Origin of the sequence: Cryobacterium sp. Y62 (assembly GCF_002929785.1) — a bacterium.
In the GTDB taxonomy this organism is placed as follows: domain Bacteria; phylum Actinomycetota; class Actinomycetes; order Actinomycetales; family Microbacteriaceae; genus Cryobacterium.
Window position 1 is genome coordinate 1 of record NZ_PJJK01000091.1, and the last position, 26529, is coordinate 26529.

Sequence of the window (26529 nt, forward strand, 5' to 3'; positions counted from 1 at the left end):
GCCGACAAACCCACCAAGAATGACCGCCTCGAACTAGCCGCCTAAACTCCCACTGGTCTCATCCGCCTTGACAAGTTCCGGCCCCGCACCCGACCAATGTGAGGCGAGCTCAGCGGGAAGGCTATCTCGCCAGACCCACCACGAGATGATCACCACCAACACCGGTACGCACAACGATGCCCCGGCCAGCACCCTCCGAACCATCTCGGCACTCACAGTCTTGTCACTCATGCCATTCCACCCCTCTGGATCAATCGCAAAATGTCTGACTGGGTCAACCCCAGCTTTCGCGCCTCGTGCATCAACTGAGCCGCCAGCTCAGTCACGTGAATAAGCCCGGCGCCAGCATCCTTGCGCACGAACGCCCCGCGCCCCTGACGCATCTCAATCACCTCGTCGTTTCGGAGCTCCGCATATGCGCGCAACACCGTGTGCATGTTCACTCGCAAGGACTTCGCCAGATCACGTGCCGGAGGCAGCCGGTCCCCCGGCCTCAGGTCACCGCTCACTACCCCGGAACGCACCTGCACGGCAATCTGCTCCGCCAGCGATACCGACGAAGATGCATCCACCACGAACAACATGTTAGTAACGTTACTAGAACAATCGAGCTTATGAAATAACAACGTCCTGTGGTCGAGAGCCGATGCATCCAACTGCCGACGTCTCACGTAACATCGCACCACCGAAATACAGCGCCTTTGACAATAGTGTGTGGCACACAGCAACGTGAGCAGCATGAACGATGCCGATACTCTCGACACCCATTTGCAGGAGGTGCGCCGTGGAACCGTGGTGCTCGCCTGTCTACAGCTTCTCCAGACAGCTGGATACGGCTACAAGCTGCTGGAAAAACTAGGGTATCTGACCAGCGAATGGAATACCGAAGAGGCCCGGCCGCGGAAGTTCTACTGCACTTCGTCCGCTGGCATCCGTCTCGCCACGACCCTCACCGCCAAATAGCATTCGCTAACCACCGCGCTCGCGTCCCTTACCGAAACGGAGACCTGAGATGACCGCCACACTCACCCAGCGCTACATCACCGGGACGACTAAAAACCTCGGCGCAGCATCGGAAGGTGACGTGCGGGCTGAACTCGAAGCGTCTAATGCGGATGCCCTCGACGCTCGAATCGAACAAGGCGTGCAGCGAGCGGATGCCGAACGCGCGGTGTTGACCGAGCTCGGCGACCCCGCGCTCCTCGCCGCTGGCTACGGCGACCGCCCGCTGCACCTGATCGGCCCCCGGCACTACCTCACTTGGGCGCGGCTACTCAGGATTCTTCTCACTACCCTTCCACTAATCACCTTCATCGGCGCCGCTCTTGTGGAATCATTCTCGAATGATTCCATCGGCGAGATCATCGCCACCGGGATCCCCGCTGGGCTTTCCGTCGGCGTGCCTGTCGCCTTCTGGGTAACCCTCGTCTTCGCCGTCCTCGAGCGCATTGGTATCACCACCGCAGCTCACTGGAACGTGGATCACCTCCGGAGCAGCGAAGTAGTCACGTGAACCATGGAGACTTCATTGCCTCACTCACTGTCCTCACCCTCGTGGCAGTGGCGGTGCTCTGGGATAGCCTCGAAGGCTCGGCACGCTTGGACGCCGAACCGGTAGCGATCCTCAACCCGGCTCTGTGGCCCTGGTCGATCAGCGGACTGTACGTCTTGATAGCAGCGCGGGCGGCGCTATCGATCAAGATCTTTATTGCCGGGCACTGGACCACAGCCATGGCGATCGGGAATACCACCCTGGCCATCCTGTTCATGAGCCTGATGACCACCCTCCTCGGGAGGGGCGAACTGATCAACCCGGAATTGATTCTGGCCGCCACCGAGTACAGTGCAAGCACTGACATGCCGCGAAGCCTGGCACTGATCGCTGGTTTTACGATTGTCGGATTCGCAAGCTGGAGTATCGCTATCGGTTGGCGCAGGACAGCTCGAACATCCAACCGCTAAACGGTAGCTTGACCCCAGAATGCATGACCGGGTGCTTAGAGTTGCCAACAACCAAGGCGCTACTCTTCAAGAATGCCCTCGTAGTCAAGCAATCTAGGGCAACAGCTACCGCGCCGTTCAACCCACCGCCGCTCACCTAAACCGAGAAGTACTTCGCCTCGGGGTGGTGAAACACGAACGCGTCGGTCGACTGTTCGGGGTGCAGTTGGAGTTCCTCCGACAGAACCACCCCCATCCGCTCCGGCTTGAGAAGTTCGACCACCTTGCGTCGGTCCTCCATCTCGGGGCAGGCCGGATAGCCGAGCGAGAAGCGGGCTCCGCGATACTCCAGCTTGAACATGCCGGCGATGTCGCTCGGGTCTTCGCCGCCCACACCGAATTCCGAGCGGATGCGCGAGTGCCAGTACTCAGCAAGCGCCTCGGTCAGTTGCATGGTCAGCCCGTTGAGTTCCATGTAGTCGCGGTACTGGTTCTCAGCGAACATTTTGGCCGTGACCTCGTCGACGTGGGCCCCGGCGGTGACAAGCTGGAGGGCGACGACATCCGTTTGCCCGGTCGCGCGTCCGCGCACGAAGTCGGCCAGGCACAGGTGCTTGTCGCGGCGCTGCCGAGGAAAGCTGAACCGCAACCGGTCGGTGCCGAGCTCGCCGCCGGAACCGCCGTCGGGAGCGAGCAGACCGGCCCGGCCGACCAAACCAGTGGGGTCGTCGCCGTGGTGCAGCACGACCATGTCGTCGCCCTCGGCAACGACGGGGAAGTAGCCGTAGGCCACCGAGGCATCGAGCATTCCCTCGCCCAGGATACGGTCAAGCCAGTAACGCAAACGGGGACGCCCGACGGTGTCGACGAGTTCCTGGTAGCTGGCGCCGTCTTCGGCGCGGCTCGGCTTGAGCCCCCACTGCCCCATGAATGTAGCGCGTTCGTCCAGAAACGCGGAGAAGTCGGCGAGGGCAACGCCCTTGACGATGCGGGTGCCCCAGAACGGCGGCACCGGAATCGGGTTGTCGGCAGCGACCTGGGAACGCCCGGGCATCTCCTCCGGCTCGGTGAGGGTGAGCAGGCTTTTCTTGTGAATGCGCTTCTTGAGCGCCGGCAGACCCACCGAAAGAGGGTCGGCGCCGCGGGCGATGGCCACGAGCGGTTCCATCAGGGCTAGGCCCTCGAAAGCGTCACGGGCGTAACGCACCTGCCCGGCGAAGACGCTATCGAGGTCGTCCTCGACGTACGAGCGGGTGAGGGCGGCCCCGCCGAGCAGAACGGGCCATTTACCGGCGAGTCCGCGCGACTCGAGTTCGAGCAGGTTCTCTTTCATAACCACGGTCGACTTCACAAGCAGTCCGCTCATGCCGATGACATCGGCGTTGTTCTCCTCGGCAACACGAATGAACTCGTTGATCGGTTGCTTGATACCGATATTGATCACGTCGTAACCGTTGTTGGTCAGGATGATATCGACGAGGTTCTTACCGATGTCATGCACGTCGCCGCGCACGGTGCCGAGCACGATCGTGCCCTTGCCGGCCGCTTCGGATTTCTCCATGTGCGGCTCAAGCAGGGCGACGGCGGCCTTCATCACCTCGGCGGATTGCAGCACGAACGGCAGTTGCATCTCGCCACTGCCGAAGCGGGCACCGACGACCTGCATGCCAACGAGCAGGTGCACGTTGACGATATCGAGGGCACTCAATCCCCCGGCTCGAGCAAGGTCGAGGTCAGCCTCGAGACCCTTGGCCTCACCGTCGATGATGCGTCGTTCCAGGCGTTCGCCCACCGGAAGGGCGGCGAGTTCGGCGGCGCGCTCGTCTTTCAGGGCGGCGGAGTCGACGCCGGCGAACAGGTCGAGCAGGGCCACCAACGGATCGTAGGTGAGGGTTCCCTCGGCGTCGTATTCGCGGCGGTCCCAGACCAGGTCAAGGGCAACCTTGCGGCGGTCGGCGGGCACCGAGGCGAGCGGCACGATCTTGGCCGAGTTGACGATGGCCGAGTCAAGGCCGGCCTCCGTGGCTTCGTGCAGAAAGACCGAGTTCAGCACCGAACGGGCGGCGGGGTTGAGCCCGAACGACACGTTCGAGACGCCGAGTGTGGTGTGGATGCCGGGATACTTGGCCTTGATCTGCCGAATAGCGTCGATGGTCTCGATGCCGTCGCGGCGGGTTTCTTCCTGGCCGGTCGCGATGGGAAAGGTCAACGCGTCGACGATGATGTCTTCGACCCGCATACCCCACACGTTCACGAGGGTGTCGACCAGGCGGGTGGCGATGCGCACCTTGTGTTCGGCGGTGCGGGCCTGGCCCTCTTCGTCGATGGTGAGGGCGATCACGGCGGCGCCGTGCTCCTTGACGAGCGGCATGATTCGGCCAAACCGTGACGTGGGTCCCTCTCCGTCTTCGAAGTTGACCGAGTTCACGACCGGCCGGCCGCCAATCAGTTCCATGCCGGCTTGCAACACGGCGGGCTCGGTGGAGTCGACGACGAGCGGCAGGGTCGAAGCGCTGGCCAGTCGGGAGACCACCTGCTTCATATCGGCGACGCCGTCACGGCCTACATAGTCGATGCAGACGTCAAGCAGGTGGGCGCCGTCACGCACCTGGCTGCGCGCGATATCGACGCAGTCGCCCCAGTTTTCAGCGAGCATGGCATCGCGAAAAGCCCGGGAGCCGTTGGCGTTGGTGCGTTCCCCGATGGCGAGAAAGGCGCTGTCTTGGTCGAAACTGACGTGCTGGTACAGACTTGCGACACCCGGGTCTTGTTCGAGGGTGCGGGGTTTCACCGTGACACCACGCAACCGTTCGACCACCGCGGTCATGTGTGCGGGGGTCGTGCCGCAGCATCCGCCGACCAGGCCCAGCCCGAACTCTTTCACGAACTGTTCGTGCGCCATGGCCAGCTGGTCGGGCGTCAGCGGATAGCTCGCGCCGGTCTTCGTCAGTTGGGGCAGGCCCGCGTTGGGCATACAGATGACGGGCACGCGCGAAAACTTCGAGAGGTGACGCAGGTGCTCGCTCATCTCGGTCGGCCCGGTCGCACAGTTCAAGCCGATAGCGTCGATGCCGAGTGGCTCAAGCGCGGTCAGCGCGGCGCCGATCTCGCTGCCCATCAGCATGGTTCCGGTGGTCTCCACCGTCACCTCGACGAAAATCGGCAAGCGGATGCCGGTCTCGCTAATGGCCTGCTTGCATCCGTTCACCGCGCTCTTGGTCTGCAGCAGGTCCTGCGAGGTCTCGATGAGGAAGGCGTCAGCGCCACCACTGATCAGGCCAAGCGCCTGCTCGGCGAAGGTAGCCTTGAGGTTGGCATAGGTGGTGTGGCCAAGGCTAGGCAGCTTGGTGCCGGGGCCCATCGAGCCGAGGACCCAGCGCACCCGGCCGTCCCGCGCTTCGAAAGCTTCAACGCTGGCGCGGGCGATCTCGGCGCCGAGCCGAGCGAGCTCTTCGATGCGATCTTCGATTCCGTAGTCCGAGAGGTTCGACCAGTTCGCACCGAAGGTGTTGGTCTCGATGGCGTCGATGCCGGTTTCGAGGTAGACGTCGTGAATGGCCGCGATGATGTCGGGCCGGCTCACGTTGAGGATCTCGTTGCAGCCCTCGAGCTGCTGGTAGTCGTCGAGGGTGGGGTTGTGCTCCTGCAGCATGGTGCCCATGGCGCCGTCGGCGATGACGACGCTGGAAGTGACGGCATCCAGCAGCGCTTGGGATCGAGCCGGGCGCGCCGCAGCGATGGAGGTTTCAGCGACAGTAGTTCGCACAGTGCTCATGCGCACAGCTTAACTGCGCGCACCGACACTCCGAGGCGGGGGCGTAACGATTCTTAGCGTGCGGGCCCGGGCCCGATGAATCTGCTTGATTCGAGAACACAACATCTACGTGGAGCCAGGGCCCGCTCGATGAATGGTGGTCGTACCGTGTGCACGACACCGGTACTGGAGCCCCCGCGTTGCCACCCATTATCGAGCAATGCCCTGGCCGATCCTCCCCCGAGGACCCACGTTAGACATGTCTATCGTAACTCTATCTGGGCCGGGTAAATACTCGCGCTGGTCAATCCCACTGAGGGGTAGGCTAAACGAGCTAGTAGGGGGTATTGCATGAGCTACGAATCACGGCAGAAACGGGCACACACGATAGTGTCTGACCTCGGTCTTCCCCGCCCACTGACGGCTGAATTGCTGCACCGGCACATGGAATCGATGCGCGGTAAGAAGATCGTGGTGCAAAGCGCAACCCCCAGCATGCTTGAGGCGGGGCTCTGCGGGCTGTGGATTGCCGTGGCCGGGGAGGATTTTGAGCGCATTTATCATGCACCGACCACCTCCCTGGTGCACCGTCAGCAGTTCATCAATCACGAGTTCGGCCACATGATTCTCAATCAGAAACAAGAGCTGCTCTCGGTGGAGCGAGTCGCGCTGCTCGCTCCGCTGATTCCAATGGATGCCATCACATACGCGCTCTCGCGCAGCCAGTTCACCGATGAGCAGGAAGCACTGGCGGAGGCCATCGGCGATCGACTGGCCCTCATCATTCTCGAGGATGCGCCAGAGGCTGCCCACGGCACCCGCACCGGATTCGGTCGGGTTCTCTAGTGCAAACGACAATCCTCATCACCGCGTCCGCCACCCTCTGGCTAGCGGCGATCCTCTGTCTGCCGTCGGCTATCAAGGGAAGCCGGCGGTCGCTTTTGTGGTTCCTGACGGCTTTCGCCCTTACCATGAGTCTTCAGCCAAAGCCGGTTTACGACGCGGTCGATTCGCTTCTGGGCGGCGCTAATACCACCTATTTCCTGTTCCATGCCTTGGCGATCGTCACCGTTGGCCTGGCCGACGTGATGGTTCAGGAGGCGGTATCTGCCTCCGGAATCACACCGAAACGAAAGATGACAACCGCCCTTGTCGCGGGTCTGGTCATCGCACTTCAGGCCGTCCTGTTCTTCACTAGTGACTGGCACGCGATGAACAATATCTCCCAGTCGTTTATCGCCGAGTGGAGTTACACCGCCTACGCATCGACGACCTGGGTCACCATCGCACTCTTCTCCGTCTCGGTGTCTTATGCGTGCCTGAATGATCTACGTACCCAGCCCTGGACGGTCACCCAGGTTGCCCGCGCAATCATGACCCTCGGATGCCTCTGCATTTTTATTTATGCCGTGAACAGTCTCGTCGGCGCAGTGCAGACCGTTCTCGACCCGAGCTATGTCATGCCGAACTGGCGGGAATTTGTACAGAGAGTGGTCTTACTCTGCTCACCCATCAGTCTCGGGGTCGGCCTGGGACTCACCGCCACCGTCGACGGGATAACCGCCAGCGGACGGAACTTTCGCGACCGTGGGCTCTTGTTGCGCATCACACCGTTGTGGCAACGCCTCCTGGCCGACACTCCCGAACTCAGCATCGAACGAGCGCTGTCACCGCTTCAGCTACTCGTCGTGCGTGGGCCCGGCGCGCACCTTTATCGACGGCACGTCGAGATTCGGGACAGCTTGCTGCTTCACCCCGAGCAGGCCGTCAGTCCGGCCGAACGGACCCTGATCGACTTGGCCGAGGTGCGCACGCAGGCTCCGTCGCCAACCAATCACACTCCCGTCGTTGGAACGCCGCAATGACTGCCACCCCCAACTCCGGTGCAGTGAGTCCGCAGCTGGAATTGGCGCGCAAACTCAATTTGCTGCTCGACGTCGTTGTCGCCGAGGGAAATACTCCGCACACCTATCGCCAACTCGAAGCGGGGTTGAAGGAACGCGGCCTGACCCTCTCCCGGGCCCGCTGGGCATACATGATCACCGGCGAAGGTCCGCTCGTCACCGATCCGGCACTACTGACCGGCATTGCCGAGTTCTTCCGCATCCCTCCGGAGTACATGCTCGGCTCCGATGGCGACCTGCCCGAACGGGTAGACGCTCAACTCGCCTTCGTGAAGAGCCTGCGCGTTGCACGCGTGGTGAGCTTCGCTGCCCGGATGCTCGGCGATGTCTCCCCCGAGACCCTGCAGTCGATCACCGATCTGCTCGAAAGCGACACTCCCGATCCACCTGCCGATTCAAGAGATCACGAATAGTGGTCCCACCCTCAACCGCAAGGAGCTTTTCGTGCCTATCACCGCTTTTCTCGACATCCACGTGAAAACCCAGTCACTCGCTGTCGCTCCAGACGTACTGCACGAGACGCTCATCGCTACCAGAGCCTTCAACGGATGTCTCGGCGTGGATGTCCTCGTCGATACCGAAGACCCCACCCACTTCGTACTCGTGGAGAAGTGGGCGTCACTGAAGCACGACGCCGCCTATCGTACCTTTCGAGCCGGGCCGGGAAAATCACCCCTCGGAGCAATCCTGACCGGTCCACCCCTGCTGACCAAGTTCGAGATCGCCCTGGATATCTAACGCAGCAGCCCGATCGGAGATCGTCAGCGCCTGGTGCCACCGGCGATGGCGTAGGACCACAGCTCACTACTCACACCGACCGGGCGCGCAGCCGGCTCTCCCTCTTTCGGTGTCTCGCTGCGGTGTCCGTGGGCGAAGGACGGGGACGCGAGCCACGCCTGAAAGGATTCTTCGTCGGCCCAGCGGGTAATGACAAGCCACGTCAGCCGGTCATCGGTCGGCTTGAGAAGTTCGAAGCCCTCAAAACCGGGGCGGTCGTCGACGGCACCGGCGCGGGCGGCGAAGCGCTGGGCGAGCTCGTTGCCGCCATCGCGCGGCACGGTGATGGCGTTGATTTTGATGATCGTCATGGGACTGCTTTCTGTTCGAACGCTTGTGGGTGTGTGTCCCATGCTGCCACTCTCCGCAGCCGGCTGCGGCCGCGCATCACACGGCTCTGCCGCTCAGATGGGTTGCTTATGCTGGAAGGACTATGCGACTTCTTTTGATCCGCCATGGCCAGACTCCCGGCAACGTTCTCGGGCGGCTCGACACCGCGCATCCCGGCCCGGGGCTGACCGATCTCGGTATGCGCCAGGCCGCCGCCATTCCCGATGCACTGCGCTCCGACCCGATCGACGCCATTTTTGTCTCGACGCTGTTGCGCACCCAGCTGACGGCGCATCCGCTCGCCGCCGATCGCGGCCTCGAGCTGCAGGTCGCCGAGGGTGTGCACGAGATCGAAGCCGGGTCGCTGGAGGGGCTGCGCGATCGGGCATCCGTTCGTACCTATCTGGAGACCGCGTTGGCTTGGGCTTCCGGCAATCTTGATAAGCGGATTCCGGGTGCTCACGACGGCCATGATTTTCTGCGTCGGTACGACGCTGACATTGCAACGGCAGCGGGGCGCTCAGAAGTGGCAGCGATATTCAGCCATGGCGCGGCGATTCGGGTCTGGACGGCAGCGCGCGCTCAGAACGTGCCGCCCTCTTTTGCCAGTGAGAACGAGCTGGACAACACCGGCGTGGTAGAGCTCACCGGCTCGCCCGAGCGAGGCTGGACCCTGCTGTCGTGGGCAGGCCTCCCGGTCGGCGGCATGGCGCTGGCCGACCTCAGCGCGGCCGACCCACTGGGCGAACCGCTCGTTGACTGACCTCGCGCAGGTCGCCAGCGCTAAAGGTGAGCAGTCTCCGGGAATCTACTGCTGCTTGGCCCGGGGCCCGCGGGGGCGTACGAGGGCGTAGCTGTCGCGCAGGAATTGCCGGGCGAGTTCGGCGGGCACGTGGTCGCCGAGCTCATCCGGGGTCATCACACCAATCTAGGCCGCGACGAGATTCATCGCATCTGCAGTGAGTACGACCGAGCGCAGGCGTTCCTCGATCAGCGGCGACTGGTGGGCCAGAATCAGCTCGTCGGCCCCGGTCCCCTCGGCGAACTCCTCGAGATAGGCGCGCACCTCGTCCGCCGTTCCGACGGCAGAATACCGCATCATGTTGGCGATGTTTCGGCCCTCGGGGGTCGTCAGAAAGACGTCGATCTGGTCGTCGCTGTACTCGGGCGCAGCCGGACCGCGGGAGAGCATGCCGCGCACCCGAATGCGGCGGGTCGTCTCAAACTGCTGGGTAGCATCCGCTTTCTCATCGGCCGCGATCACGTTGGCGGCGATGATGAGGTGCGGGGCGGCGAGCTGCTCCGAGGGCGTGAAGTCGCGGCGATAGAGCGCGATAGCCTCGTGCAGCGCATCGGGCGCGAAGTGCGAGGCGAAGGCGTATGGCAGGCCGAGTGCAGCGGCGAGGCCGGCGCCAAACAGCGACGAGCCGAGAATGTAGAGCGGAACGTTGGTGCCGGCACCGGGGACGGCCTGCACGCCGGGCACGATCGACTGGCCGCGCAGGTAGGCCTGCAGTTCCATGACGTCCTGCGGAAACTGGTCGGAGGCGCGCGGGTCGCGGCGCATCGCCCGAGCGGTGTTCTGGTCGCTGCCGGGCGCCCGGCCAAGGCCGAGGTCGATGCGGTCGGGGTACAGCTCGGCGAGGGTGCCGTACTGTTCCGCGATCACCAGTGGTGAGTGGTTGGGTAGCATAACGCCGCCAGATCCAAGCCTAATCGTGCTGGTCTGCCCGGCGACGTGGCCGATCAGAATGCTCGTGGCCGACGATCCGATGCTAGCCATATTGTGGTGCTCGGCGTACCAGACGCGCTCATACCCATGTTTTTCGGCGGCTTGGGCGAGAGCGACGCTCGCTGCAAAGCTCTCCCGAGCGGTCTGCCCGGGGGCAATCGGAGCGAGGTCAAGTATGGAAAGCGGAATAGTCATACTGGGGGCAACGCTTTCACGCGCAAATCGTTACCCGGTGCCCGAAATGGGCTCGGACGAGGCGAATCGATGCTCGAGTCAGCCGCGCTCGGCCAGCCGGCCGATACCCGGCACGAATCGCCCGACCCGCGCGCCGTAGGAGCGGTAGTCGGGATGCTCGGCCACGAGCATCCGCTCTTCCCAACGCGCTTTCACCGAGAGCAGACCGACCAGCGCGATCCACGCCACAATATGCCAAGCGGATGCCCCGACCAGCACGAGTGCGATGCCGCCAGTCAGGAGTCCCGCGTAGATCGGGCTGCGAATGAGCCCGTATACACCGCCGGTGATGAGCGGGGCATTCTCGCGCGGAATCGGACTCGCCGAAAGCGCCGGGCCCAGGCCGATGACACCGAGTACCGCGAGCGCGGCGCCGATCAGGCCTAACGCGATCGCCGCCACAATGATACCAAGGCTAGCCGACCAGAGAGAGCCGTGTGGCAAGAAGGCTAATGCCCCCAGCAGCAGGAATTGTGTGCCGACCAGACCGAGTGCGAGTGCACGTTTCATGGTCTGAGAGTACGCCCAGGCTGGTAGCGGGCCCAGGCAGGCTGATGCCAGATCAGCGGCCCGATGATCATCAGCGGCGATCGCACGTCGATTTAGTACGCGCTGTTCAGGTCGAGGCGTGTGAGATAAACATGCCGATCGCGACCGGGCTTATGCCGATCGGCACCAGAATCTTGGGCCCGAATCGTGGCATAAAAATGTTCGTCGACAGCTGCGCGGCCAGCACGAGCATGGCGATCATCGACAGGAAAGACAGACCGGTCTGCATCGGCGATGACGACGTTGATGTAAGGGGGTCCGGGGTCAGTCGTCGTGCTGCCCGCCGTTGGCGTGGGCCGCCAGCATCATCACGGTTGACGGCGTAGTGTCGACGGGTGCAACGTACTGAACAGACCCAAACCCTCGAGCCCACCGATTGGCGGGGCCTCGAACAGTCCCACGAGGAACGCTCTGACGCTTTCACTCGTGGCCGCCGGGAACGCGCGGCAACCGGCCAGACGCATCCGGTCGACGATTTTCTGTTCACCTACTACCCTTTTCGCCCAGGCCTGCTGCGCCGATGGCATCCCGGCGCAGACGTGCTGCTCCAGGGCGCGGCCGATCTTCCTCGCGCAACGTGGAAGTGGTACCGCAGCACGGGCAGCGACAGTCAAGTGGATGTCGCCGCCTTCTTCGCAAAAAATGAGCGCGTCATCCACTTCATCGGTTCACTCCTCGCCGCGACCCGGGAACGGCCGGCCCACTTTGGCTGTTTCGGTCTGCACGAGTGGGCGATGGTCTACCGCCAGGGTGAGCACCGGCACGTCGCTCCGCTGCGACTCGGGCAGAGTGATACCGACGCCGTCGTCGACGACAACCGCATCACCTGCAGCCACTTCGACGCGTTTCGGTTTTTCACCCCGGCAGCACTGCCGCTCAACCAGCTGCAACCGTCGCGGGAGAATCAGCCGGTGATGGAGCAGCCCGGTTGCCTGCACGCCGGCATGGACATCTACAAATGGGTGATCAAGCTCGGCCCTCTGGTTCCCGGCGAGATTCTGCTCGACTCCTTCGAGCTGGCGCGCGACATTCGCCAGCTCGACATGGAGGCCTCACCATACGACCTCGCCGACTGGGGCTATGAGCCGGTCGAGGTCGAGACCGCCGCAGGCAAGGCCGAGTATGTGCGCCGGCAGCGCGGCTTCACCGCGCGCAGCAACCTGCTGCGCGGCCGCGTGGTGAAGTTGCTCGGCTGACGCAGCGCTTGCTCCTCAGATCAGATCAGATCAGATCAGATCGGACTATTGCGCCTGATTAGGCATCGGCGGACGACAGCGCAGCAGCGTCAACTCACCGGTTATGGTGAACTCACCGACGTTGTGCGGCGTGAGGAGCGATGTTGGAACTATGCAGAGTTTTCCGAGTAACTCCACCTACCCGGTCAGTCGCGCAGAAACGACTCGATGATCTCGCGCAGGCGCGGCAGCCCGAACTGGTCGGCGATGGCAACGCCACTGTGCGTGCCGAGGCGAGGGTCGGCATCCGCTTCAAGGAGCAATCGCAGAATAGCCTCATTGTTGCGAAAGACCGCGCACGAGATGGCGGTCTGGCCCATCGCATTAATAGCGGATGCGTCCGCCCCGCGGCGAAGCAGGTCAGCGACGGTCTCGAGGTGCTGCTGATAGGTCGCAACGATCAACAGCGTGTCTTTGCGCGGGTTGAGCGTATTGATGGGCACCCCGGCGTCGAGCATTTCACCCAGCGGGCCGGTCAAGCCGTCGCGGGCGAGGTCAAAAACACCCTCGATGACCTGCGGGATCGGCCCGGATGTGTTCTCGTTCACTGACTGCTCCTGCTCGTTAAACCGTGTGTCCAGCGTAACTGGCGGCTGCGCGTGATCGTGAAAAAGGCACGATTCGGCGACCAACACCGACCACGCTGGCGACCTTTCCTGGTCGATGCCACACTCACCCAGACCCAGCCGCCGATTCCGTTGTCGTTGTACTCGCCGACCTGTTCGCCCGATTTGTGCCAGGACCCGGAGAACGCGGGCGTGAGCGATAAGGCCATCCTCACAAAAATACCGGCGGAACTCTTCCAGCACGAGGACTAAAGGGATTCGCAGAAAGGTCCACAACTAAAACAATATATTCCTCAGTAAACGTTTCGTTTACGCAGCCATATTGTTTATTTGATTATGCGGCGCGCGGGTACGAGTCGGGATCGAGGGGATGCCCGACAGAATTCATTAGTCCGAGCAAATCTGGGGAACCGGTGTCGCGGTATCCGTGGTGGAATAGGGGAATGTTGCACCGAACCGCCCCCGAGCACCTTTTCGTTTTATCGCCGGACGGCGTGCAGCTGGCCACCTACGAGCTCGGCGACCCCGAGCTCCCGACAGTATTCGTGGTACACGGCTTCGCCTCCAGCGCGATCGCCAACTGGCACGCCACCGGGTGGACCCGCGACCTGGTCCGGGCGGGCTTTCACGTGATTGGCATCGACCAGCGCGGCCACGGAGCAAGCGATAAACCGCACTCCCCTGACGCCTACACGATGGAACTGCTCGTCGCCGACGTTGAAGCAGTACTCGACGCGTACCTGCTTACCGAGGTGCGTTACGTCGGCTACTCACTCGGTGCCCGGGTCGGCTGGCAGGCCTCCCGCGATCTTGGCGGCCGCATCACTCACGCCGTTCTCGGCGGCATCCCCGACGGTGACCCGCTCAAACGCTTTCAGATAGCGGATGCCCGCGCCCACCTCGAACACGGCGCCGACGTCACCGACCGCCTCACCGGCACCTACCTCAAGATGGCGAAGTCACTGCCGGGCAACGATCTTACGGCGCTCGTCGCCCTGGTTGAAGGCATGCGCGGCGGCCCGCAGCCCGGCCGCGAGAATGCCCCGGAGCAGCCACTGCTGTTCGCGACCGGCAGCGAGGACAGCATTCTGGACGCTTCGCGGGCACTGGCTGAGGCCGCGCCGCACGGCAGTTTCTTCGAGATCCCCGGGCGCAACCACTTCAATGCACCCACCTCGCGGCCCTTCCGCGAGACGGCGATTGCCTTCTTGACGGCTTAGCCGAGCGAGACTGTTCCGTCGTCGTCAACGTGCCAGCCCGGGTTGTGCGCGATCTCCCAGATGACACCGTTCGGGTCGGCGACCTGGCCGTGAAAGATGCCGCCAAACGCGCCGTCCTGGGCCGGTTTCAGCACCGTACCGCCGGCGGCCGCCATTGCCGCAACCGTCGTGGTGACTTCGTCCCGGCTCGCAACGTTGTGCGAGAGGGTAACGCCGGTCGCGCCGGTCGTCGTGTGTTCAAGCTGCAGGTCCGCGTCGAATTTCTCGGCCTCGAACAACCCGAGCATCAAGCCGGGTCCGACCTGGAAGAACACGATCTCACCGGGAACGTCCATGAGCGGCGCCCAGCCGAGGCCGTCGCGATAAAACCTGCGCACCGCCTCGAGGTCGCTCGTGGCCAGGGTGATGAAGTGCACTCGTTGTTCCATAAGGCGATTCTCCCAGAAGAGACTGTGGATTAAAAATACACCCGAACTGACCCCGGGGAGTAACCGTCGCCGAGCGTTTCCCGACCGGTCCGATGCCGGCTTTATCGACCGCCGCCACGTCGAAGGTTTACGCGGTACCGTTCCCGAGTCCGCCACCACCACCGATTGCGTCCGACCGACCACGAGTTTGGTCGTCGCCAACTTTCCGCCCGTGTAGGCACACACCCGATAGCCGAGAATAGCTGCTCTGCCGTTGGTGGGCGCCGTCCAGCGCACCGGAGCGGATGCCTTTTCCGTGATCGGTCGTCCGACCGTCACGGCCCCCGGTACCGTGCGAACGGGCGCATACACGGCGACCTAGTCGGCGTCTCCCACGCCGCCGAACAAGACGCCAGTTGTCATGGTCATTGCGATCAACGGTGCTACCCCTGGCTGTTTATTGATGTTAGGAGTCGACCCCGCGCGGTCACGAATGGTGAGTCTGAGTTTGCTGCCATCGGCGGACGCTGCATAGGCAAGGGGATGTTGATGAACGAGTCATTGTTCAGGTCTGATCCAAGAACGATCTGTCTCGCCACATCAACATTTCCGCAAGCGAAGCTGAGGGCAGGAGTACGCTCGCCGACACTCGTACCGCGCTCCAGAATCAGATTGGCTTTCAGGCTGTCCCCGGAGGGAAAGCCCACCCGCGGCGGCTGCGCCGATGGTTCGGCCCCGAAAACGCCACCCGGTAGTAACCAGCGGCATGCAGTGGATCACCGTTTTCGTCCGACGGGCCGATCAAGGGCCGATGACCTGGCGTCACGGCGAAGAATCCGGCTGACAGGGCGATAGTGACGCTGCGCTTTTGGGCGTCGAGCGATGCCGTGCCGCCCACTGTGAAGTCTTCGCCGTACAGGCCATACCGCACGGTGCTGATATTGAGTTCGGCGACGTCGGCCGGCAAGAGAAAACGGACGCTCGTGCTGGATATCGACAAACTCATCCGGTGGTCAAGATTGATTGAGTCGTTGTTGATCGATACCGAGTGAGTATGGTGCCGGTAGTGCCCCGTTCGCTCGGCCCAGACCGTTCAGGCGAGCTCGAGCATGCCGTTGCTGAGTGCGGCAGAAAGGCGGATGCTGCGGCCGGCGGCATCCGCTTTAAAGGTCATCAACGAGCCTCTACACCGGGGGCCCCGTCTTCGACTACCGTTGGTATTATGACCGCACCAGACACCACAGCACAGAACGAGGCAGAAACTGCCACTGCAACCAAGACATTTGCCGATCTCGGACTCAATGACGCCATGCTCAAGGCGCTTAAAGTCGTCGGCTACGAAACCCCCTCGGCCATTCAGGCCGCCACTATTCCCCCACTGCTGGAGGGTCGCGACGTTGTCGGACTCGCTCAGACCGGCACCGGCAAGACGGCTGCGTTCGCACTGCCGATTCTGAACCGGCTCGACCTGTCCCAGAAGAACCCGCAGGCACTCGTGCTCGCGCCCACGCGTGAGCTTGCACTGCAGGTCTGTGAGGCGTTTGAGAAATACGCTGCTCACATGCGCGGTGTGCACGTGCTGCCGGTCTATGGCGGACAGGGTTACGGCCAGCAGTTGTCGGCCCTGCGTCGCGGCGTGCACATCGTCGTCGGTACTCCCGGTCGTATCATGGACCACCTCGCCAAGGGCACCCTCGACCTCTCGGAGTTGAAATTTTTAGTACTCGATGAGGCCGACGAGATGCTCAACATGGGCTTCGTCGATGACATCGAGACCATTCTCGCCGACACCCCGGACGACAAGCAGGTCGCCCTGTTCTCGGCCACCATGCCAGCGCAGATTCGCCGCATCTCCAAGAAGTACCTGCACGATCCCGAAGAGATCACGGTCAAGAGCAAGACCACAACGAGCGCGAACACCACCCAGCGCTACCTGATGGTGTCCTACCCGCAGAAGCTGGACGCGCTCACCCGCATTCTCGAGGTCGAGAACTTCGAGGGCATGATCATCTTCGCCCGCACCAAGAACGAGACCGAGTTACTGGCCGAGAAACTGCGTGCGCGCGGCTATTCCGCCATGGCGATCAACGGCGACGTGCAGCAGGTGCAGCGCGAACGCACGATCAACCAGCTCAAAAGCGGCAAGCTCGACATCCTCGTTGCAACGGATGTCGCCGCTCGCGGCCTCGACGTGGAACGCATCAGCCACGTCGTCAACTACGACATTCCGATCGATACCGAGTCCTATGTGCACCGCATCGGCCGTACCGGCCGCGCCGGCCGCTCGGGCGCAGCGATCAGCTTCGTCACGCCGCGCGAGCGTCGACTGCTCTCCGCGATCGAGAAGGCCACCCGCCAGCCGCTGACCCAGATGCAGCTGCCGAGCGTTGAGGACGTCAACGTGACGCGCCTCACCCGCTTCGACGATGCCATCACGGCAGCACTCGACGAGACCGACCGGATCAGCAAGTTCCGCGAAATCATCGCGCACTACGTGTCCCACCACGACGTGCCCGAGGTCGATGTGGCCGCGGCCCTCGCCGTCGTCGGACAGGGCGAGACTCCCCTGCTGCTCTCGGCCGAGGATGTTCGCGCCCAGCAGCGCCTCGAACGCGACGAGCGGGTCGAACGCTCCGAGCAGCGCGGCGATCGGCCAGAGCGCGGCGGTCGGGACCGGTTCAATCGAGACGACCGCGGCAGCCGCAATGACCGCGGTAGCTACGGCGCCCGCGACGACCGGCCCGTGCGCAGTGAACGCCCGGTGCGCTCCAGCGGCAAGCCGATGGCGCAGTACCGCATCGAGGTCGGCAAGCGTCACAAGGTGGAGCCCCGTCAGATCGTCGGCGCGCTCGCTAACGAGGGTGGCCTGAGCCGCGACGACTTCGGCCACATCAAGATTTTGCCGGAATTCTCGCTGGTCGAGCTCCCCGCCGACCTGGCGGGCGACGTGTTCTCCAAGCTGGAGAATACCCGCATCAGCGGCAAGCTGATTGAGCTGCGTGCCGACAAGAGTGGGGCTTCGCGCTCTGCCGAGCAGGGCGACCGCCCGCCGCGCGCTCCGCGCCGCGAATACTAGATCCGCTCACAGCACCCTCGTCGTTTGCGACGGGGGTGCTTTAGTGTGCCTGTGCCTGTGCCTGTGCCTCGTCGATGTCGATGTCGATGTCGAGTTTGTTCGCGAGTACGAAGGACCACCAGAGTGACTCGGCCAGCTTGTGCTTGACCCCGGCGGTCGCGTCTCCGTCGATCGGCCAGATTCCGTCGTGGGCGAGCAACAGCCGCCCGATGTACCCGACGTCATTGGTATAGCCGATCGCCATTTCGTTGAGCGACCAGGTCTTGCCGTTGAATCGCTGTTCGAGTATTTCGTGGAGCGCTTGCACGCTCAGGGCCTCGGTGCTCGCGGCCGATAGGCCCGATTCAGTTATTTTCGTCATGGAGCGACTTTCTCGTGGGCTGTCCAACGTCACGCGAAGCGGCAAGGGGAGCAGCGACATCCATCAGCATCGGCCCAACATCATGCGCCCAACCTTCCGCTCGATCGTGCGCTGCGCAGCAGGGTCAGCGAGAACGGGTGCGGCGGCGTTCGCCCTAGGTCATGGCTGCGAGCGTCGCGGCCGCGCGCGCCATAATGCTGCGTCGCTGCTGGTGGTGCAGTGCGAACCCCGCAGTTCGTCGTCACCGTCGGCGACCGGCGGAGACACGCGCCCGATACGATCGACGGATGCCCTACTCCGTCTCGATCTCGAACGACACGACCCTCCGACTGCTGACCGTGCACGACGTCGCGCCTGTCCTCGATGCCTTTCGGCGCAACCGCAAATACCTGGCACCGTGGGATCCAAAACGCGAAGACACCTTCTTTACGTTGGAGGCCCAAACCAGCATTTTGGGAGGTCGTTTGGCGCAGCTCGCCGTCGGAACCGGCTACCCGCTCGTGATGGTCAAAAAAGACACCGTGGTTGGCCAAGTGACGTTGTCTGGGATCGTGCGCGGCCCCTTTCAGAGCGCGAGCGTGGGGTACTGGGTCGATCAGGATCATGCCGGTCAGGGCCTGGCCACGGCTGCCATGCACGAGCTGGTCTCGCATAGTCGAGACGACCTTGACCTGCATCGCCTCGAGGCCGGAACCCTCCTGCACAACGCTCGCTCGCAGGCCGTGCTGCGCAAGGTCGGTTTCGAACCGATCGGGGTCGCCGAAAAGTATCTCAAGATCGCGGGACGGTGGCAGGACCACCTGCTGTTTCAGCACATTCTGAGCGGGTAGCCCGACGCGAGTTGACGGTCGGAACCGGCAGTGCCATTCGCATCCGCGAAGATTTCCATCTGGTATCCCAAGCAAAATTTGCCTATTCGCTCGTAGTCCCCGCGGTTGCGACAGGCATTGCGCGATAGGCAGCGCGAATCGCAGAACGAAGCGTCTCAGAGCCAGCGCGGAGCGGGGCGAGGCTATATAACAGACAACGTGACGCCGACTCCAATCGGGGAGCAACGATGTGTCGTCCAGCTCGACATCGTCGAGCTCAGCGAGCGTACGAGGGTGCGAGCGAGCGAAGAAGGCTGTGCTGAGGCGCCGCTGCACAAGGTCAGCCTGCAGGGTGGGCTCGGTGGTCAGATCGTGGCGGAGAGCCATGAAGCTCCTTTCGTTAGGGCGAGGGGTTTTTTGAGCCGGCAACGTCCACGATGCCTGGCTCGACGATATCGCGCTCTGCAACCAGGGACGTGGGTTCAAGCCGGGGCGTCGATCCATTCGTGGCCGACCGATTCGAGTTCGGCGCCTCCGGCCGTCACCCCCGCCACGACCGCAGCGAGCCGATCGGCGTTATCATCGGCCAGTCGGAGTACCGCTTCACGCCCGTAGTCCGTGCCGAGCACGAGCACGCCCCGCTGGCGCAGCTCGGCCTCGATGCGACCGGCATCCGCATGGGACAGCGCGAGCGTGAAGAGTTCGCGGCGTTCACGCCCGACGACGAGCCTGCGGGACTGCGCCGCGTCGATCGTGGTCAGCACGGCCTCAGAGTAGGCGCGCACGAGGCCGCCGGCACCAAGCAGCGTGCCCCCGAAATAGCGCGTGACAACGGCCACACAGTCGACGAAACCACGTCCGGTCAATGCCTCAAGCATGGGCCGGCCCGCCGTTCCCGACGGCTCACCGTCATCATTCGACCGACGCACCTGGTCGGTAGCACCGCCCGGACCGAGCACGAACGCCGAGCAATGGTGGCGTGCCTTCCAATGCTCCGAGCGGGCTTCTTCGATGGCAGCGTGCGCAGCATCCTCGGTTTCGGTGCGCACCAGCCGGCAGAGAAACCGAGACCGTTTGACCTCGATCTCAGTGTCAACGCGGCTGCCGACGCCGCCGCGCAGGGTGAGATCAGACATGAGTCCAGTCTCCCGCATCCACGGCCCGCGTCCGGTTTTGAGCGCCACCTCGTCGCGGTCAGCGGCTAACGGCTAACGGCTAACGGCTAACGGCTAACGGCTAACGGCTCAGTGAGCGGATGCCGCTGCCCTCGTTTCCCCGCGACCGACGGTCGCGGGCTCGTCGTGGAGCGGCTCGTTCTTTGGCAAGGCCTCGACCCGCTCGGACCGCACCGCCGCAATACCACCGAGGATCAGCAGCCCGCCGATTAACTGCAGCGGGCTGAGCTGCTCGCCGAGCAGCAGCCAGGCAAACAGTGAGGCGAAGACCACCTCGAGCAGTCCGACGAAGGACGCGAGCCGGGAGCCGAGCACGCCGGCCGCCGTGATTCCGGTGCCGTACGCGACGGCAGTGCTGACGATCACGAGTAGAACCAGAGGCACCCACCACGGTGCCATCGCGCCGAACAGCGGCAGGTCACCAAAGGTCGCCGTGATCGGGAGTAGGCCGGTGGCCCCGAGCAGACCGAGAATAATGCCGCCAACGATCAGACCGAAGGCCGCGAGCGCGGCGGCTGGCAGGTCGCGGTCCGGGCGCGCGGCAATGTAGAAGTAGGCGGCGCAACCGATCGCGGCGAGAAACGCGAACGTGAGGCCGATCGGGTCGACAGCCTGGATCGCTCCGGGCCCGATCACCAGTACAAGGCCACCGACTGCGAGGGCCGAGCCGAGGAACACGGCCGGACTGGGCATCCGCTTGGAAACGGCCCAGGCGACGCCGACCAGAATGAGCGGGGCGAGAAATTCGATGAGCAGTGCGGTCGAGACCGGGATGGTCTGAATGGCGGCGAAGTAGGCGAGTTGGGTGCACGCCACGCCGACGACGCCCATGCCGAGCACCCTCCAGCGCCCGAGCCACAGTGCGCCCCAGCGCCCTCGCAACGCCATGACGGCCAGGGGCAGGAGCACGATTCCGGCGGTGAAGGCGCGAACTGTGACGGCGGCAGCCGGCGACCAACCGGCCTCAAGCAGGGGCTTGACGAGAGCACCGGAGGTGCCGAACGAGACGGCTGAGAGCACCGCGACGGCGAGACCACCGGGGATCGATGACCGGTTCATGGGAAACCCTTCGATCGAGCCTGTCATAGGTTAAACTTACCTTCGCCACTGACGATAAGACCGAACTCACAAGGAGTCAACTTGCATTTTGCCCCTGACATGGAGGAGGCGCTGGAGTTCGTGGTATCGCTTGGCGATACCGACCCCGGTGCATCCCGGAGCGGCCTGGACGAGCTCGAAACGCTCGCCGACCTGGCAGCACTGCTCGCCCCAATTTCGTTCACCGGACGCATCGACGGGGATGACGCCGAACTGCGCGATGTTCGGCAGACCCGTGCCCTGCTACGTCGGGTGTGGACCTTGGGCCGCGACGACGCGGTGATCGAGGTCAACCGAATGCTACGCGAGGCTCGCGCCCTCCCCCAACTCGCGCGTCACGACGTGTCGGACTGGCACCTGCACGCGACCGTGCCAGAAGCGCCGCTCGGCGAGCGCATGCGCGTCGAGGCGGCGTTGGCGTTGATCGACGTGATCCGGAGTAACGAAATGAGCCGCCTGCGACTCTGCGAAGCGGATTCCTGCACCGGCCTGGTCCTCGACCTGTCCCGCAATGGGTCCAAGCGTTTCTGTAGTGTGCGCTGTGGCAACCGCATGAACATGATCGCCTTCCGCGAGCGAAAAGCCGGTGAGACTATTCCGCCTCGGCCGGCACACGAATGACGACGTTGCCGATCTTCTGACCGGACGTGACGTAGGCATACGCCTCTCGAATTTGCTCGAGTGGGTAGCTGCGGTCGATCAGCGGCCGAAAATCACCCGTCTCGACCAGCCCCTTCAGGAACAAAACGTCTTCTCGAGTGTCTTTGGGAATGGGAAACAGCACGCGTTTCCTGCGCAGCAGCGGCGTCGTCAGCGCCAGAAGCGGATTCTGCCAGCCGACGCCGAGTTCCGAAGAAACGTAGATTCCGCCCGGCACCAACAACCGGCGGCAGCGCCCGAAGGAGCTCTTGCCGACCGCGTCGACCACGACGTCAAACACGTCATCGAGGGCCGTGAAATCTTCCCGGGTGTAGTCCACGACCCGCTCGGCGCCGAGCGATTTCAGCGTTGACAGGTGTTCGGTGGCGCAGACCGCCGTGACCCGAACACCGTAGTGCACGAACAACTGCACAGCGGCGGAGCCGATGCCGCCGGTACCCCCATTGACCAGCACCTTCTGGCCCGGCGTGACGTTCACCGCGCGAATCATATTGAGCGCATAGTGAGCACCCTCAACGATCGGTGCTGCCTCCTCGAACGACAGCCCAGCCGGAATCTCGGCCACGAGCCCGGTTTCGGCAATCGTGACGTATTCAGCGTGCCCGCCGAATTTCACGCCGTCGTAGCCGAACACGCGTTGGCCGACCGTGAACGAGCTGACACCGGCACCGACCTGCTCGACCCAGCCGGCGAATTCGCAGCCCAGGATGGTTGCCCGCGGCACTCGCAGCCCGCTGAACAAACGCACCACGCGAGGCTTACCGCTGAGAAATCCGCAGTCCGTACGGTTGACCGTGCTAGTAACTACTCGCACGAGCAGTTCGCCGGCCTGCGCGACCGGCACCGGCGCATCCTCTATTTCTACGACGCCCGGCGGCCCATAGTGGCGGTACACGACAGCTCTCATGCGGCACAGCGTACCCGCCTGCGGCGAATCGCTCCCGAGTATTCTCGGGAGCGATTCGCCCGGCACGTCGCTACGCCCGCACCTTCTCGGCGAGCAGGCTGTCGATCTGCCCCATCGCCTCGCGCATACCCTCCTCCATGCCCATTTCCATCATCTTCTGGAGCTGATCGGCGCTCTCGAAGGTACTGAAGATCGTCATGCGCGTTCGCGCGTCAAATTGCTCCAGGGTGACCACCGCGTGGGTTGCCCCCAGGTCGCCCGTGGGCTCACCGTTGTCATCGGCGAAACCATCGTCGAACTCCAGCCGTTCCGGCGAGTGGATGGCAGTGGTCACCCACCAGCCACGCGCCCTCTCACCGTCTGGTCCGGTCATGTAGTAGCGCGACTTCCCGCCGGGAACGAAGTCGTGGCGATCGAAGGTGGCCGGCCAGATAGGCGGCCCCCACCAACGCTCAAGCTGGCGCGGATCTTCCCAAAGTTGCCACACCCGTTCGACGCTCGCGTCGAACTCGGCCACAAAGGTGAGGGTCAGTGCCTCAGGATCTGTGTGTGAACTAACGACGGTCATGAATCTTCTCCTTCTTTTTTTGGCGAGACATCTCGGGACAAGATGTCTCTCATGCGCTGGGCGCGATACCGCCACAGTTCTTCATAGTGCTGCAGCAGCAGGGTTGCCTTGCGCATCGTTTCGGGGTTACCGTGCACCAGCTGCTCCCGTCCGCGGCGTTCTTTCACGACGAGATGCGCCCGCTCCAACACGGCCACGTGCTTCTGCACCGCCGCGAAGCTCATGGCATAGCTCGCGGCGAGCGTCGACACCGACTGCTCGCGCTGCACGACCCGCATCATGATGTCGCGACGCGTGGCATCGGCGAGCGCATGAAAAATGCGATCCGTCTCGTCACTCACTGTTTCATATACAACCATTTGGTTGTACTCTAGGCCGACACCAACGAGCGCACAAGGCGATCGTCAAGTTCGATTCAATTCACATCACAAATGTCGAGCGGTTACTACTAGTCGATAGTCGCGATCACGTCCGTTGCTCCGCGCTGCTCGCCTGGCTTGAGATCCTTTGAAGCGAAAGCCAAAGCGGCCGCAATGCGGTGCTCGTCATTTCGCGATGCCTGGTCACGACACTTCCACAGTACAAAAATCTGCCAACCGAGAGCAGCAATCGCCGCGAGCGTAAACCACACGTAGTTCCACGACGGTAACGGTAAAGCGCCTGCCCCATTGGCTGTCTGAGGATGATGTCGTAGGTCACAGTGGCTACCGCCGCCAGCCAAACGGCCGTCCGGGCTGCCCCGAGCCCGTGCCGGCGCAGGACAGGCAGGTTTGGCAACCGGCGCAGCATGAGCAGTCGGCAGCGCCGACTTTCGTGCTTACCCGGGCGGGAGTGCCGCACGCTGCAATCGCATTTGGGCACTCAAGATGCAGTGATTTTCCAGACCCGGCCCGCCCGCGTCGTGGCGGCCACGGTCCCTCGAGCTCCGGCCGACCGTTGTGAAATGGTGAGCGTCTTCTGCCCTCGAAACATTTCTTTGGGTATTCTTTGGCGGATTTCGCCGACTTAGTGCTTGTAAGCATGATTTTTCCTCGGGAATGTCAGTGGTTGGGTGTTGGGTTGAATCATGAGCAACATGGCAGTGGAACTCACCCGGGCGGCGGCCACAGTGGCCGCGCTCGGTGGCTCCTGTGCTGAGTTCGCTGGTCTGTCTGAGGCAGAGGTGCTGGCGGCGCGTGGTTCGATCGCTGACCTGCTGCGACTGAGTAACACTGCGGCGGCGTTGCTGGCGGGCACGATTGCGCAGCGGTCCCGGCCGGAGCTGGGCCAGTCGGGTTTGGCGGCGCGGCATGGGTTTGGCAACCCGACGCTGATGGTGCAGGAGGCCACCGGGCTCAGCCGAGTTGAGGCCGGCCGGCTGGTAGCCGTCGGAGTACTGATGGGCGACACCGAAACTGCTGAACGCCGCGCGGCAGACGTTGCTCGGGACGTGGAGCGAACTGCCCGAGCTGCTGAAGAGGCTGCAGCGGAGGCTGAGCGGGAGGCTGCTCGCGAGGCGGAGCGGGCGGCGGTCTGGGCGGTGCTTCACCCGGATCTGCCACCGCTGCCCGTCTTCGTTTCCCGCCCCGTGCTGCCGATCGAACCGATCATCGCGCCAGTACCGGTGGTGGTGCCGTGGCAGGCGCCAATCGTGCACGCCGTCACTGCCGGCACGTTCTCGCCCGGCGTCGGCGACGCCCTGTTGCGGGGGCTGGGCACCTTAGATCAGGCGATCACTGCCGAGAAGCTTGCCGCCGCGCTGCGCGTGTTGCTGGTCGAGGCTTCAGGGATGAACACCGAGCAGGCCTACAAACGGGCCAGGCGCATGCGGGACGACCTGGACGCGGCGGGCATTCTGGCGCGGGAGAAGCAGGCTCGCGATGACACGACCTGGTCGCTGTGGCGGCGCGCCGACGGCATGGTGACGTTGCACGCGCTCTTTCCGCCGGAGCAGGGGGAAATGTGGATGGCAACCTACGACGCGCTGACCAGTCCGCGTCGCGGCGGGGTACGGTTCGTCGACCCAGAACGAGCCGCCTGGGCGCAGAGTGTGAAGGACGACCCGCGCACCCTCGACCAGATCGCCGCGGATTCCTTCACTCAGCTGCTCAAGCTCGGCGCCGACGCCGACCCGAACACTCTGTTCGGCGGTCGCCGCCCAGTGGTGCAGGTCATCGTCACCGAACACGATCGCCCCACCACCCTCCCCGACCCCTCTTTCTTCCCCGCCCCCTTTTCCTTCCCCACCCCCAGTGATGACCCCAGCACGCCAGCCCCCGAAACGGCGACCGATGAAGGCCTGCAGGCTGCCGAGACCGTCGAGAGTGGCGAACCGGATGGCCTTACTGGGACCAACAGGAAAGCGCCGAGCAACGGCCAGACGGGCCGCGAATTGAGCCGAATGACGGGCGAACCGACCAACAGACTGACCGGCGACCTGGCGGGCGGGCGGATGGTCGAGCGGATGGGCGGGCCGACAACAGCGGTGACCACGGACGCCACACCCAACTCGTCATTTGGATATATCGAAGGCAACCCCGCACCGGTGTCGGCGGAAACGATCGACCGGCACCTCTGCGACACCGGCTACCTCGGCATCCTGTTCGACCAAACCGGACAACCCCTCAACGTCGGGCGCGACCAACGCCTCTTCAATCGTGAGCAACGCCGCGCCCTCGCCGTGCGCGACGGAGGATGCCGCTGGCCCGGCTGCGACAAGCCACCCGCCTGGACCGAAACGCACCACATCGAAAATTGGATTGACCGGGGACTTTCCGACATTGACCATGCCATTCTTCTTTGCAGTCTGCATCACATGCTGCTCCATAACCGGCATTGGAAGATCTGGTTTAGCGACTCTTTATATTGGCTGCAACCACCAATCGAAATCGACCCCGAACGGACACTGATCGCCCTACCCAGCAAGAACCCGCTCGTGAACAAATCTTTCCACCCTGACCCGCCGACATCCACTCGGATCGTGCCGGGCACCGTTGACAGTCACGAGCCGCGAAATGGCGATCTCGACCGCCTTGATGGAAACGACCCGACACCGGGCCACCCGTACCGCGACTACCACAACTAGCCGCTCGCCCGAACGGCGTGCCTGTGGCGGGCACCGCAGTCGGCTACGCGTAAGGAGATGGGCACGACCCGATATTGGGTCAGTGCGCCACCGCTGCAAGAGTGGCTCCGGCATCGCTGATGAGCAGGTACAGAGAGTGGAGAACTCGCGATAGGGGCACGA

At 63.5% G+C, this 26529-nt stretch carries 30 protein-coding genes; 14 read left to right on the forward strand and 16 right to left on the reverse strand.

Features of this window, described 5'->3' with window-relative positions; translation table 11 throughout:
- Positions 1-33: 33 nt before the first annotated feature.
- Positions 34-231: a hypothetical protein gene (locus CXY71_RS05275; protein WP_104134624.1), complete on the reverse strand. Its 198-nt coding sequence runs from the start codon at positions 229-231 to the stop codon at positions 34-36.
- Positions 228-584 carry a GntR family transcriptional regulator gene (locus CXY71_RS05280; RefSeq protein ID WP_104134625.1) on the reverse strand — a complete coding sequence of 119 codons (357 nt, stop codon included), beginning with the start codon at positions 582-584 and terminating at the stop codon, positions 228-230. The genes CXY71_RS05275 and CXY71_RS05280 overlap by 4 nt, the downstream gene beginning before the upstream one ends.
- A gap of 154 nt (positions 585-738) precedes the next feature.
- Between CXY71_RS05280 and CXY71_RS05285 the strand changes: the two genes are divergently transcribed.
- The 3 genes from CXY71_RS05285 to CXY71_RS05295 are packed head-to-tail and all read left to right on the forward strand — an operon-like array spanning position 739 to position 1962.
- Complete coding sequence (locus CXY71_RS05285) at positions 739-963, forward strand: hypothetical protein (protein ID WP_104134667.1); 225 nt, start codon at positions 739-741, stop codon at positions 961-963.
- Between the two features lie 49 nt (positions 964-1012).
- On the forward strand, positions 1013-1513 hold the full coding sequence (locus tag CXY71_RS05290; protein WP_104134626.1) for a permease prefix domain 1-containing protein: 501 nt from the start codon (positions 1013-1015) through the stop codon (positions 1511-1513).
- The gene (locus tag CXY71_RS05295; RefSeq protein WP_104134627.1) at positions 1510-1962 is read left to right on the forward strand and encodes a hypothetical protein; all 453 of its coding nucleotides are present in this window, start codon (positions 1510-1512) and stop codon (positions 1960-1962) included. The genes CXY71_RS05290 and CXY71_RS05295 overlap by 4 nt, the downstream gene beginning before the upstream one ends.
- 136 nt (positions 1963-2098) lie before the next feature.
- Here the strand turns inward: CXY71_RS05295 and metH are convergent, their stop codons facing one another.
- Entirely contained in the window at positions 2099-5716 is a 3618-nt protein-coding gene (gene metH / locus CXY71_RS05300) for a methionine synthase (protein ID WP_104134628.1), read from the reverse strand.
- Between the two features lie 330 nt (positions 5717-6046).
- On the opposite strand from metH, the gene CXY71_RS05305 reads away from it, so the two are divergent.
- The 4 genes from CXY71_RS05305 (at position 6047) to CXY71_RS05320 (ending at position 8337) form a co-directional block, all read left to right on the forward strand.
- Positions 6047-6541, forward strand: coding sequence for a hypothetical protein (locus CXY71_RS05305; RefSeq protein ID WP_146071652.1), 495 nt, complete (start codon positions 6047-6049; stop codon positions 6539-6541).
- 125 nt (positions 6542-6666) lie between these two features.
- Positions 6667-7560, forward strand: coding sequence for a DUF6545 domain-containing protein (locus CXY71_RS05310; RefSeq protein ID WP_146072750.1), 894 nt, complete (start codon positions 6667-6669; stop codon positions 7558-7560).
- A complete protein-coding gene (locus CXY71_RS05315; RefSeq protein ID WP_104134631.1) occupies positions 7557-8012 on the forward strand; it encodes a hypothetical protein in 456 nt (151 codons plus the stop codon). The genes CXY71_RS05310 and CXY71_RS05315 overlap by 4 nt, the downstream gene beginning before the upstream one ends.
- 31 nt (positions 8013-8043) lie before the next feature.
- Positions 8044-8337 (forward strand): putative quinol monooxygenase, encoded by a 294-nt coding sequence (locus CXY71_RS05320; protein WP_233204435.1) that lies wholly within the window; start codon positions 8044-8046, stop codon positions 8335-8337.
- A 23-nt stretch (positions 8338-8360) separates the two neighbouring features.
- On the opposite strand, the gene CXY71_RS05325 is transcribed toward CXY71_RS05320, so the two are convergent.
- Positions 8361-8687, reverse strand: coding sequence for an antibiotic biosynthesis monooxygenase (locus CXY71_RS05325; protein ID WP_104134633.1), 327 nt, complete (start codon positions 8685-8687; stop codon positions 8361-8363).
- Between the two features lie 122 nt (positions 8688-8809).
- Between CXY71_RS05325 and CXY71_RS05330 the strand changes: the two genes are divergently transcribed.
- The gene (locus tag CXY71_RS05330; RefSeq protein ID WP_104134634.1) at positions 8810-9469 is read left to right on the forward strand and encodes a histidine phosphatase family protein; all 660 of its coding nucleotides are present in this window, start codon (positions 8810-8812) and stop codon (positions 9467-9469) included.
- 165 nt (positions 9470-9634) lie between these two features.
- Here the strand turns inward: CXY71_RS05330 and CXY71_RS05335 are convergent, their stop codons facing one another.
- The 3 genes from CXY71_RS05335 to CXY71_RS05345 form a co-directional block, all read right to left on the reverse strand.
- A complete protein-coding gene (locus tag CXY71_RS05335; protein WP_104134635.1) occupies positions 9635-10633 on the reverse strand; it encodes an LLM class flavin-dependent oxidoreductase in 999 nt (332 codons plus the stop codon).
- Between the two features lie 78 nt (positions 10634-10711).
- Positions 10712-11182 carry an isoprenylcysteine carboxylmethyltransferase family protein gene (locus CXY71_RS05340; protein ID WP_104134636.1) on the reverse strand — a complete coding sequence of 157 codons (471 nt, stop codon included), beginning with the start codon at positions 11180-11182 and terminating at the stop codon, positions 10712-10714.
- Between the two features lie 106 nt (positions 11183-11288).
- A complete protein-coding gene (locus CXY71_RS05345) occupies positions 11289-11450 on the reverse strand; it encodes a hypothetical protein (protein WP_233204437.1) in 162 nt (53 codons plus the stop codon).
- A gap of 106 nt (positions 11451-11556) precedes the next feature.
- On the opposite strand from CXY71_RS05345, the gene CXY71_RS05350 reads away from it, so the two are divergent.
- Positions 11557-12417: a 3-methyladenine DNA glycosylase gene (locus tag CXY71_RS05350; protein WP_104134637.1), complete on the forward strand. Its 861-nt coding sequence runs from the start codon at positions 11557-11559 to the stop codon at positions 12415-12417.
- A gap of 185 nt (positions 12418-12602) precedes the next feature.
- On the opposite strand, the gene CXY71_RS05355 is transcribed toward CXY71_RS05350, so the two are convergent.
- Positions 12603-13004, reverse strand: coding sequence for an ankyrin repeat domain-containing protein (locus CXY71_RS05355; protein ID WP_104134638.1), 402 nt, complete (start codon positions 13002-13004; stop codon positions 12603-12605).
- A 461-nt stretch (positions 13005-13465) separates the two neighbouring features.
- Here CXY71_RS05355 and CXY71_RS05365 point away from each other — a divergent pair, with 461 nt between their 5' ends.
- Entirely contained in the window at positions 13466-14242 is a 777-nt protein-coding gene (locus tag CXY71_RS05365; protein ID WP_104134640.1) for an alpha/beta fold hydrolase, read from the forward strand.
- Here CXY71_RS05365 and CXY71_RS05370 read toward each other — a convergent pair.
- Together CXY71_RS05370 and CXY71_RS05375 are read right to left on the reverse strand one after the other, a co-directional pair.
- Positions 14239-14670: a VOC family protein gene (locus tag CXY71_RS05370; protein ID WP_104134641.1), complete on the reverse strand. Its 432-nt coding sequence runs from the start codon at positions 14668-14670 to the stop codon at positions 14239-14241. The two genes, CXY71_RS05365 and CXY71_RS05370, sit on opposite strands and share 4 nt — an antisense overlap.
- Before the next feature lie 658 nt (positions 14671-15328).
- Positions 15329-15655, reverse strand: a complete 327-nt coding sequence (locus CXY71_RS05375; RefSeq protein WP_104134642.1) for a hypothetical protein — start codon at positions 15653-15655, stop codon at positions 15329-15331.
- A gap of 216 nt (positions 15656-15871) precedes the next feature.
- Between CXY71_RS05375 and CXY71_RS05380 the strand changes: the two genes are divergently transcribed.
- The gene (locus CXY71_RS05380) at positions 15872-17725 is read left to right on the forward strand and encodes a DEAD/DEAH box helicase (RefSeq protein WP_104134643.1); all 1854 of its coding nucleotides are present in this window, start codon (positions 15872-15874) and stop codon (positions 17723-17725) included.
- A 40-nt stretch (positions 17726-17765) separates the two neighbouring features.
- Here the strand turns inward: CXY71_RS05380 and CXY71_RS05385 are convergent, their stop codons facing one another.
- Positions 17766-18086, reverse strand: coding sequence for a hypothetical protein (locus tag CXY71_RS05385; protein ID WP_104134644.1), 321 nt, complete (start codon positions 18084-18086; stop codon positions 17766-17768).
- 287 nt (positions 18087-18373) lie between these two features.
- On the opposite strand from CXY71_RS05385, the gene CXY71_RS05390 reads away from it, so the two are divergent.
- Positions 18374-18916 (forward strand): GNAT family N-acetyltransferase, encoded by a 543-nt coding sequence (locus tag CXY71_RS05390; RefSeq protein ID WP_104134645.1) that lies wholly within the window; start codon positions 18374-18376, stop codon positions 18914-18916.
- Between the two features lie 461 nt (positions 18917-19377).
- Here the strand turns inward: CXY71_RS05390 and CXY71_RS05395 are convergent, their stop codons facing one another.
- A complete protein-coding gene (locus CXY71_RS05395) occupies positions 19378-20031 on the reverse strand; it encodes a YigZ family protein (protein ID WP_104134668.1) in 654 nt (217 codons plus the stop codon).
- Between the two features lie 108 nt (positions 20032-20139).
- Entirely contained in the window at positions 20140-21129 is a 990-nt protein-coding gene (locus tag CXY71_RS05400) for a DMT family transporter (protein ID WP_104134646.1), read from the reverse strand.
- Between the two features lie 81 nt (positions 21130-21210).
- Between CXY71_RS05400 and CXY71_RS05405 the strand changes: the two genes are divergently transcribed.
- A complete protein-coding gene (locus CXY71_RS05405) occupies positions 21211-21789 on the forward strand; it encodes a CGNR zinc finger domain-containing protein (RefSeq protein ID WP_199184221.1) in 579 nt (192 codons plus the stop codon).
- On the opposite strand, the gene CXY71_RS05410 is transcribed toward CXY71_RS05405, so the two are convergent.
- The 3 genes from CXY71_RS05410 to CXY71_RS05420 form a co-directional block, all read right to left on the reverse strand.
- Entirely contained in the window at positions 21761-22735 is a 975-nt protein-coding gene (locus CXY71_RS05410; RefSeq protein WP_104134648.1) for an NAD(P)-dependent alcohol dehydrogenase, read from the reverse strand. The genes CXY71_RS05405 and CXY71_RS05410 overlap by 29 nt on opposite strands.
- A 70-nt stretch (positions 22736-22805) precedes the next feature.
- Entirely contained in the window at positions 22806-23303 is a 498-nt protein-coding gene (locus CXY71_RS05415; protein WP_104134649.1) for an SRPBCC domain-containing protein, read from the reverse strand.
- Entirely contained in the window at positions 23300-23662 is a 363-nt protein-coding gene (locus CXY71_RS05420; RefSeq protein ID WP_104134650.1) for a helix-turn-helix domain-containing protein, read from the reverse strand. The genes CXY71_RS05415 and CXY71_RS05420 overlap by 4 nt, the downstream gene beginning before the upstream one ends.
- Before the next feature lie 707 nt (positions 23663-24369).
- Here CXY71_RS05420 and CXY71_RS05430 point away from each other — a divergent pair.
- Positions 24370-26367: an HNH endonuclease signature motif containing protein gene (locus CXY71_RS05430; RefSeq protein WP_104134652.1), complete on the forward strand. Its 1998-nt coding sequence runs from the start codon at positions 24370-24372 to the stop codon at positions 26365-26367.
- The last annotated feature ends 162 nt before the right edge of the window (positions 26368-26529 follow it).

Coding starts and splice junctions, on each gene's coding strand:
- CXY71_RS05370 (WP_104134641.1), bottom strand. CDS start 14,670: ATGGAACAACGAGTGCACTTCATCACCCTGGCCACGAGCGACCTCGAG.
- CXY71_RS05385 (WP_104134644.1), bottom strand. CDS start 18,086: ATGACGAAAATAACTGAATCGGGCCTATCGGCCGCGAGCACCGAGGCC.
- CXY71_RS05390 (WP_104134645.1), top strand. CDS start 18,374: ATGCCCTACTCCGTCTCGATCTCGAACGACACGACCCTCCGACTGCTG.
- CXY71_RS05305 (WP_146071652.1), top strand. CDS start 6,047: ATGAGCTACGAATCACGGCAGAAACGGGCACACACGATAGTGTCTGAC.
- CXY71_RS05275 (WP_104134624.1), bottom strand. CDS start 231: ATGAGTGACAAGACTGTGAGTGCCGAGATGGTTCGGAGGGTGCTGGCC.
- CXY71_RS05415 (WP_104134649.1), bottom strand. CDS start 23,303: ATGACCGTCGTTAGTTCACACACAGATCCTGAGGCACTGACCCTCACC.
- CXY71_RS05280 (WP_104134625.1), bottom strand. CDS start 584: ATGTTGTTCGTGGTGGATGCATCTTCGTCGGTATCGCTGGCGGAGCAG.
- CXY71_RS05285 (WP_104134667.1), top strand. CDS start 739: ATGAACGATGCCGATACTCTCGACACCCATTTGCAGGAGGTGCGCCGT.
- metH (WP_104134628.1), bottom strand. CDS start 5,716: ATGAGCACTGTGCGAACTACTGTCGCTGAAACCTCCATCGCTGCGGCG.
- CXY71_RS05310 (WP_146072750.1), top strand. CDS start 6,667: ATGAGTCTTCAGCCAAAGCCGGTTTACGACGCGGTCGATTCGCTTCTG.
- CXY71_RS05420 (WP_104134650.1), bottom strand. CDS start 23,662: ATGGTTGTATATGAAACAGTGAGTGACGAGACGGATCGCATTTTTCAT.
- CXY71_RS05345 (WP_233204437.1), bottom strand. CDS start 11,450: ATGCAGACCGGTCTGTCTTTCCTGTCGATGATCGCCATGCTCGTGCTG.
- CXY71_RS05365 (WP_104134640.1), top strand. CDS start 13,466: ATGTTGCACCGAACCGCCCCCGAGCACCTTTTCGTTTTATCGCCGGAC.
- CXY71_RS05290 (WP_104134626.1), top strand. CDS start 1,013: ATGACCGCCACACTCACCCAGCGCTACATCACCGGGACGACTAAAAAC.
- CXY71_RS05395 (WP_104134668.1), bottom strand. CDS start 20,031: ATGTCTGATCTCACCCTGCGCGGCGGCGTCGGCAGCCGCGTTGACACT.
- CXY71_RS05335 (WP_104134635.1), bottom strand. CDS start 10,633: ATGACTATTCCGCTTTCCATACTTGACCTCGCTCCGATTGCCCCCGGG.
- CXY71_RS05375 (WP_104134642.1), bottom strand. CDS start 15,655: ATGAGTTTGTCGATATCCAGCACGAGCGTCCGTTTTCTCTTGCCGGCC.
- CXY71_RS05330 (WP_104134634.1), top strand. CDS start 8,810: ATGCGACTTCTTTTGATCCGCCATGGCCAGACTCCCGGCAACGTTCTC.
- CXY71_RS05400 (WP_104134646.1), bottom strand. CDS start 21,129: ATGAACCGGTCATCGATCCCCGGTGGTCTCGCCGTCGCGGTGCTCTCA.
- CXY71_RS05325 (WP_104134633.1), bottom strand. CDS start 8,687: ATGACGATCATCAAAATCAACGCCATCACCGTGCCGCGCGATGGCGGC.
- CXY71_RS05380 (WP_104134643.1), top strand. CDS start 15,872: ATGACCGCACCAGACACCACAGCACAGAACGAGGCAGAAACTGCCACT.
- CXY71_RS05340 (WP_104134636.1), bottom strand. CDS start 11,182: ATGAAACGTGCACTCGCACTCGGTCTGGTCGGCACACAATTCCTGCTG.
- CXY71_RS05315 (WP_104134631.1), top strand. CDS start 7,557: ATGACTGCCACCCCCAACTCCGGTGCAGTGAGTCCGCAGCTGGAATTG.
- CXY71_RS05430 (WP_104134652.1), top strand. CDS start 24,370: ATGAGCAACATGGCAGTGGAACTCACCCGGGCGGCGGCCACAGTGGCC.
- CXY71_RS05410 (WP_104134648.1), bottom strand. CDS start 22,735: ATGAGAGCTGTCGTGTACCGCCACTATGGGCCGCCGGGCGTCGTAGAA.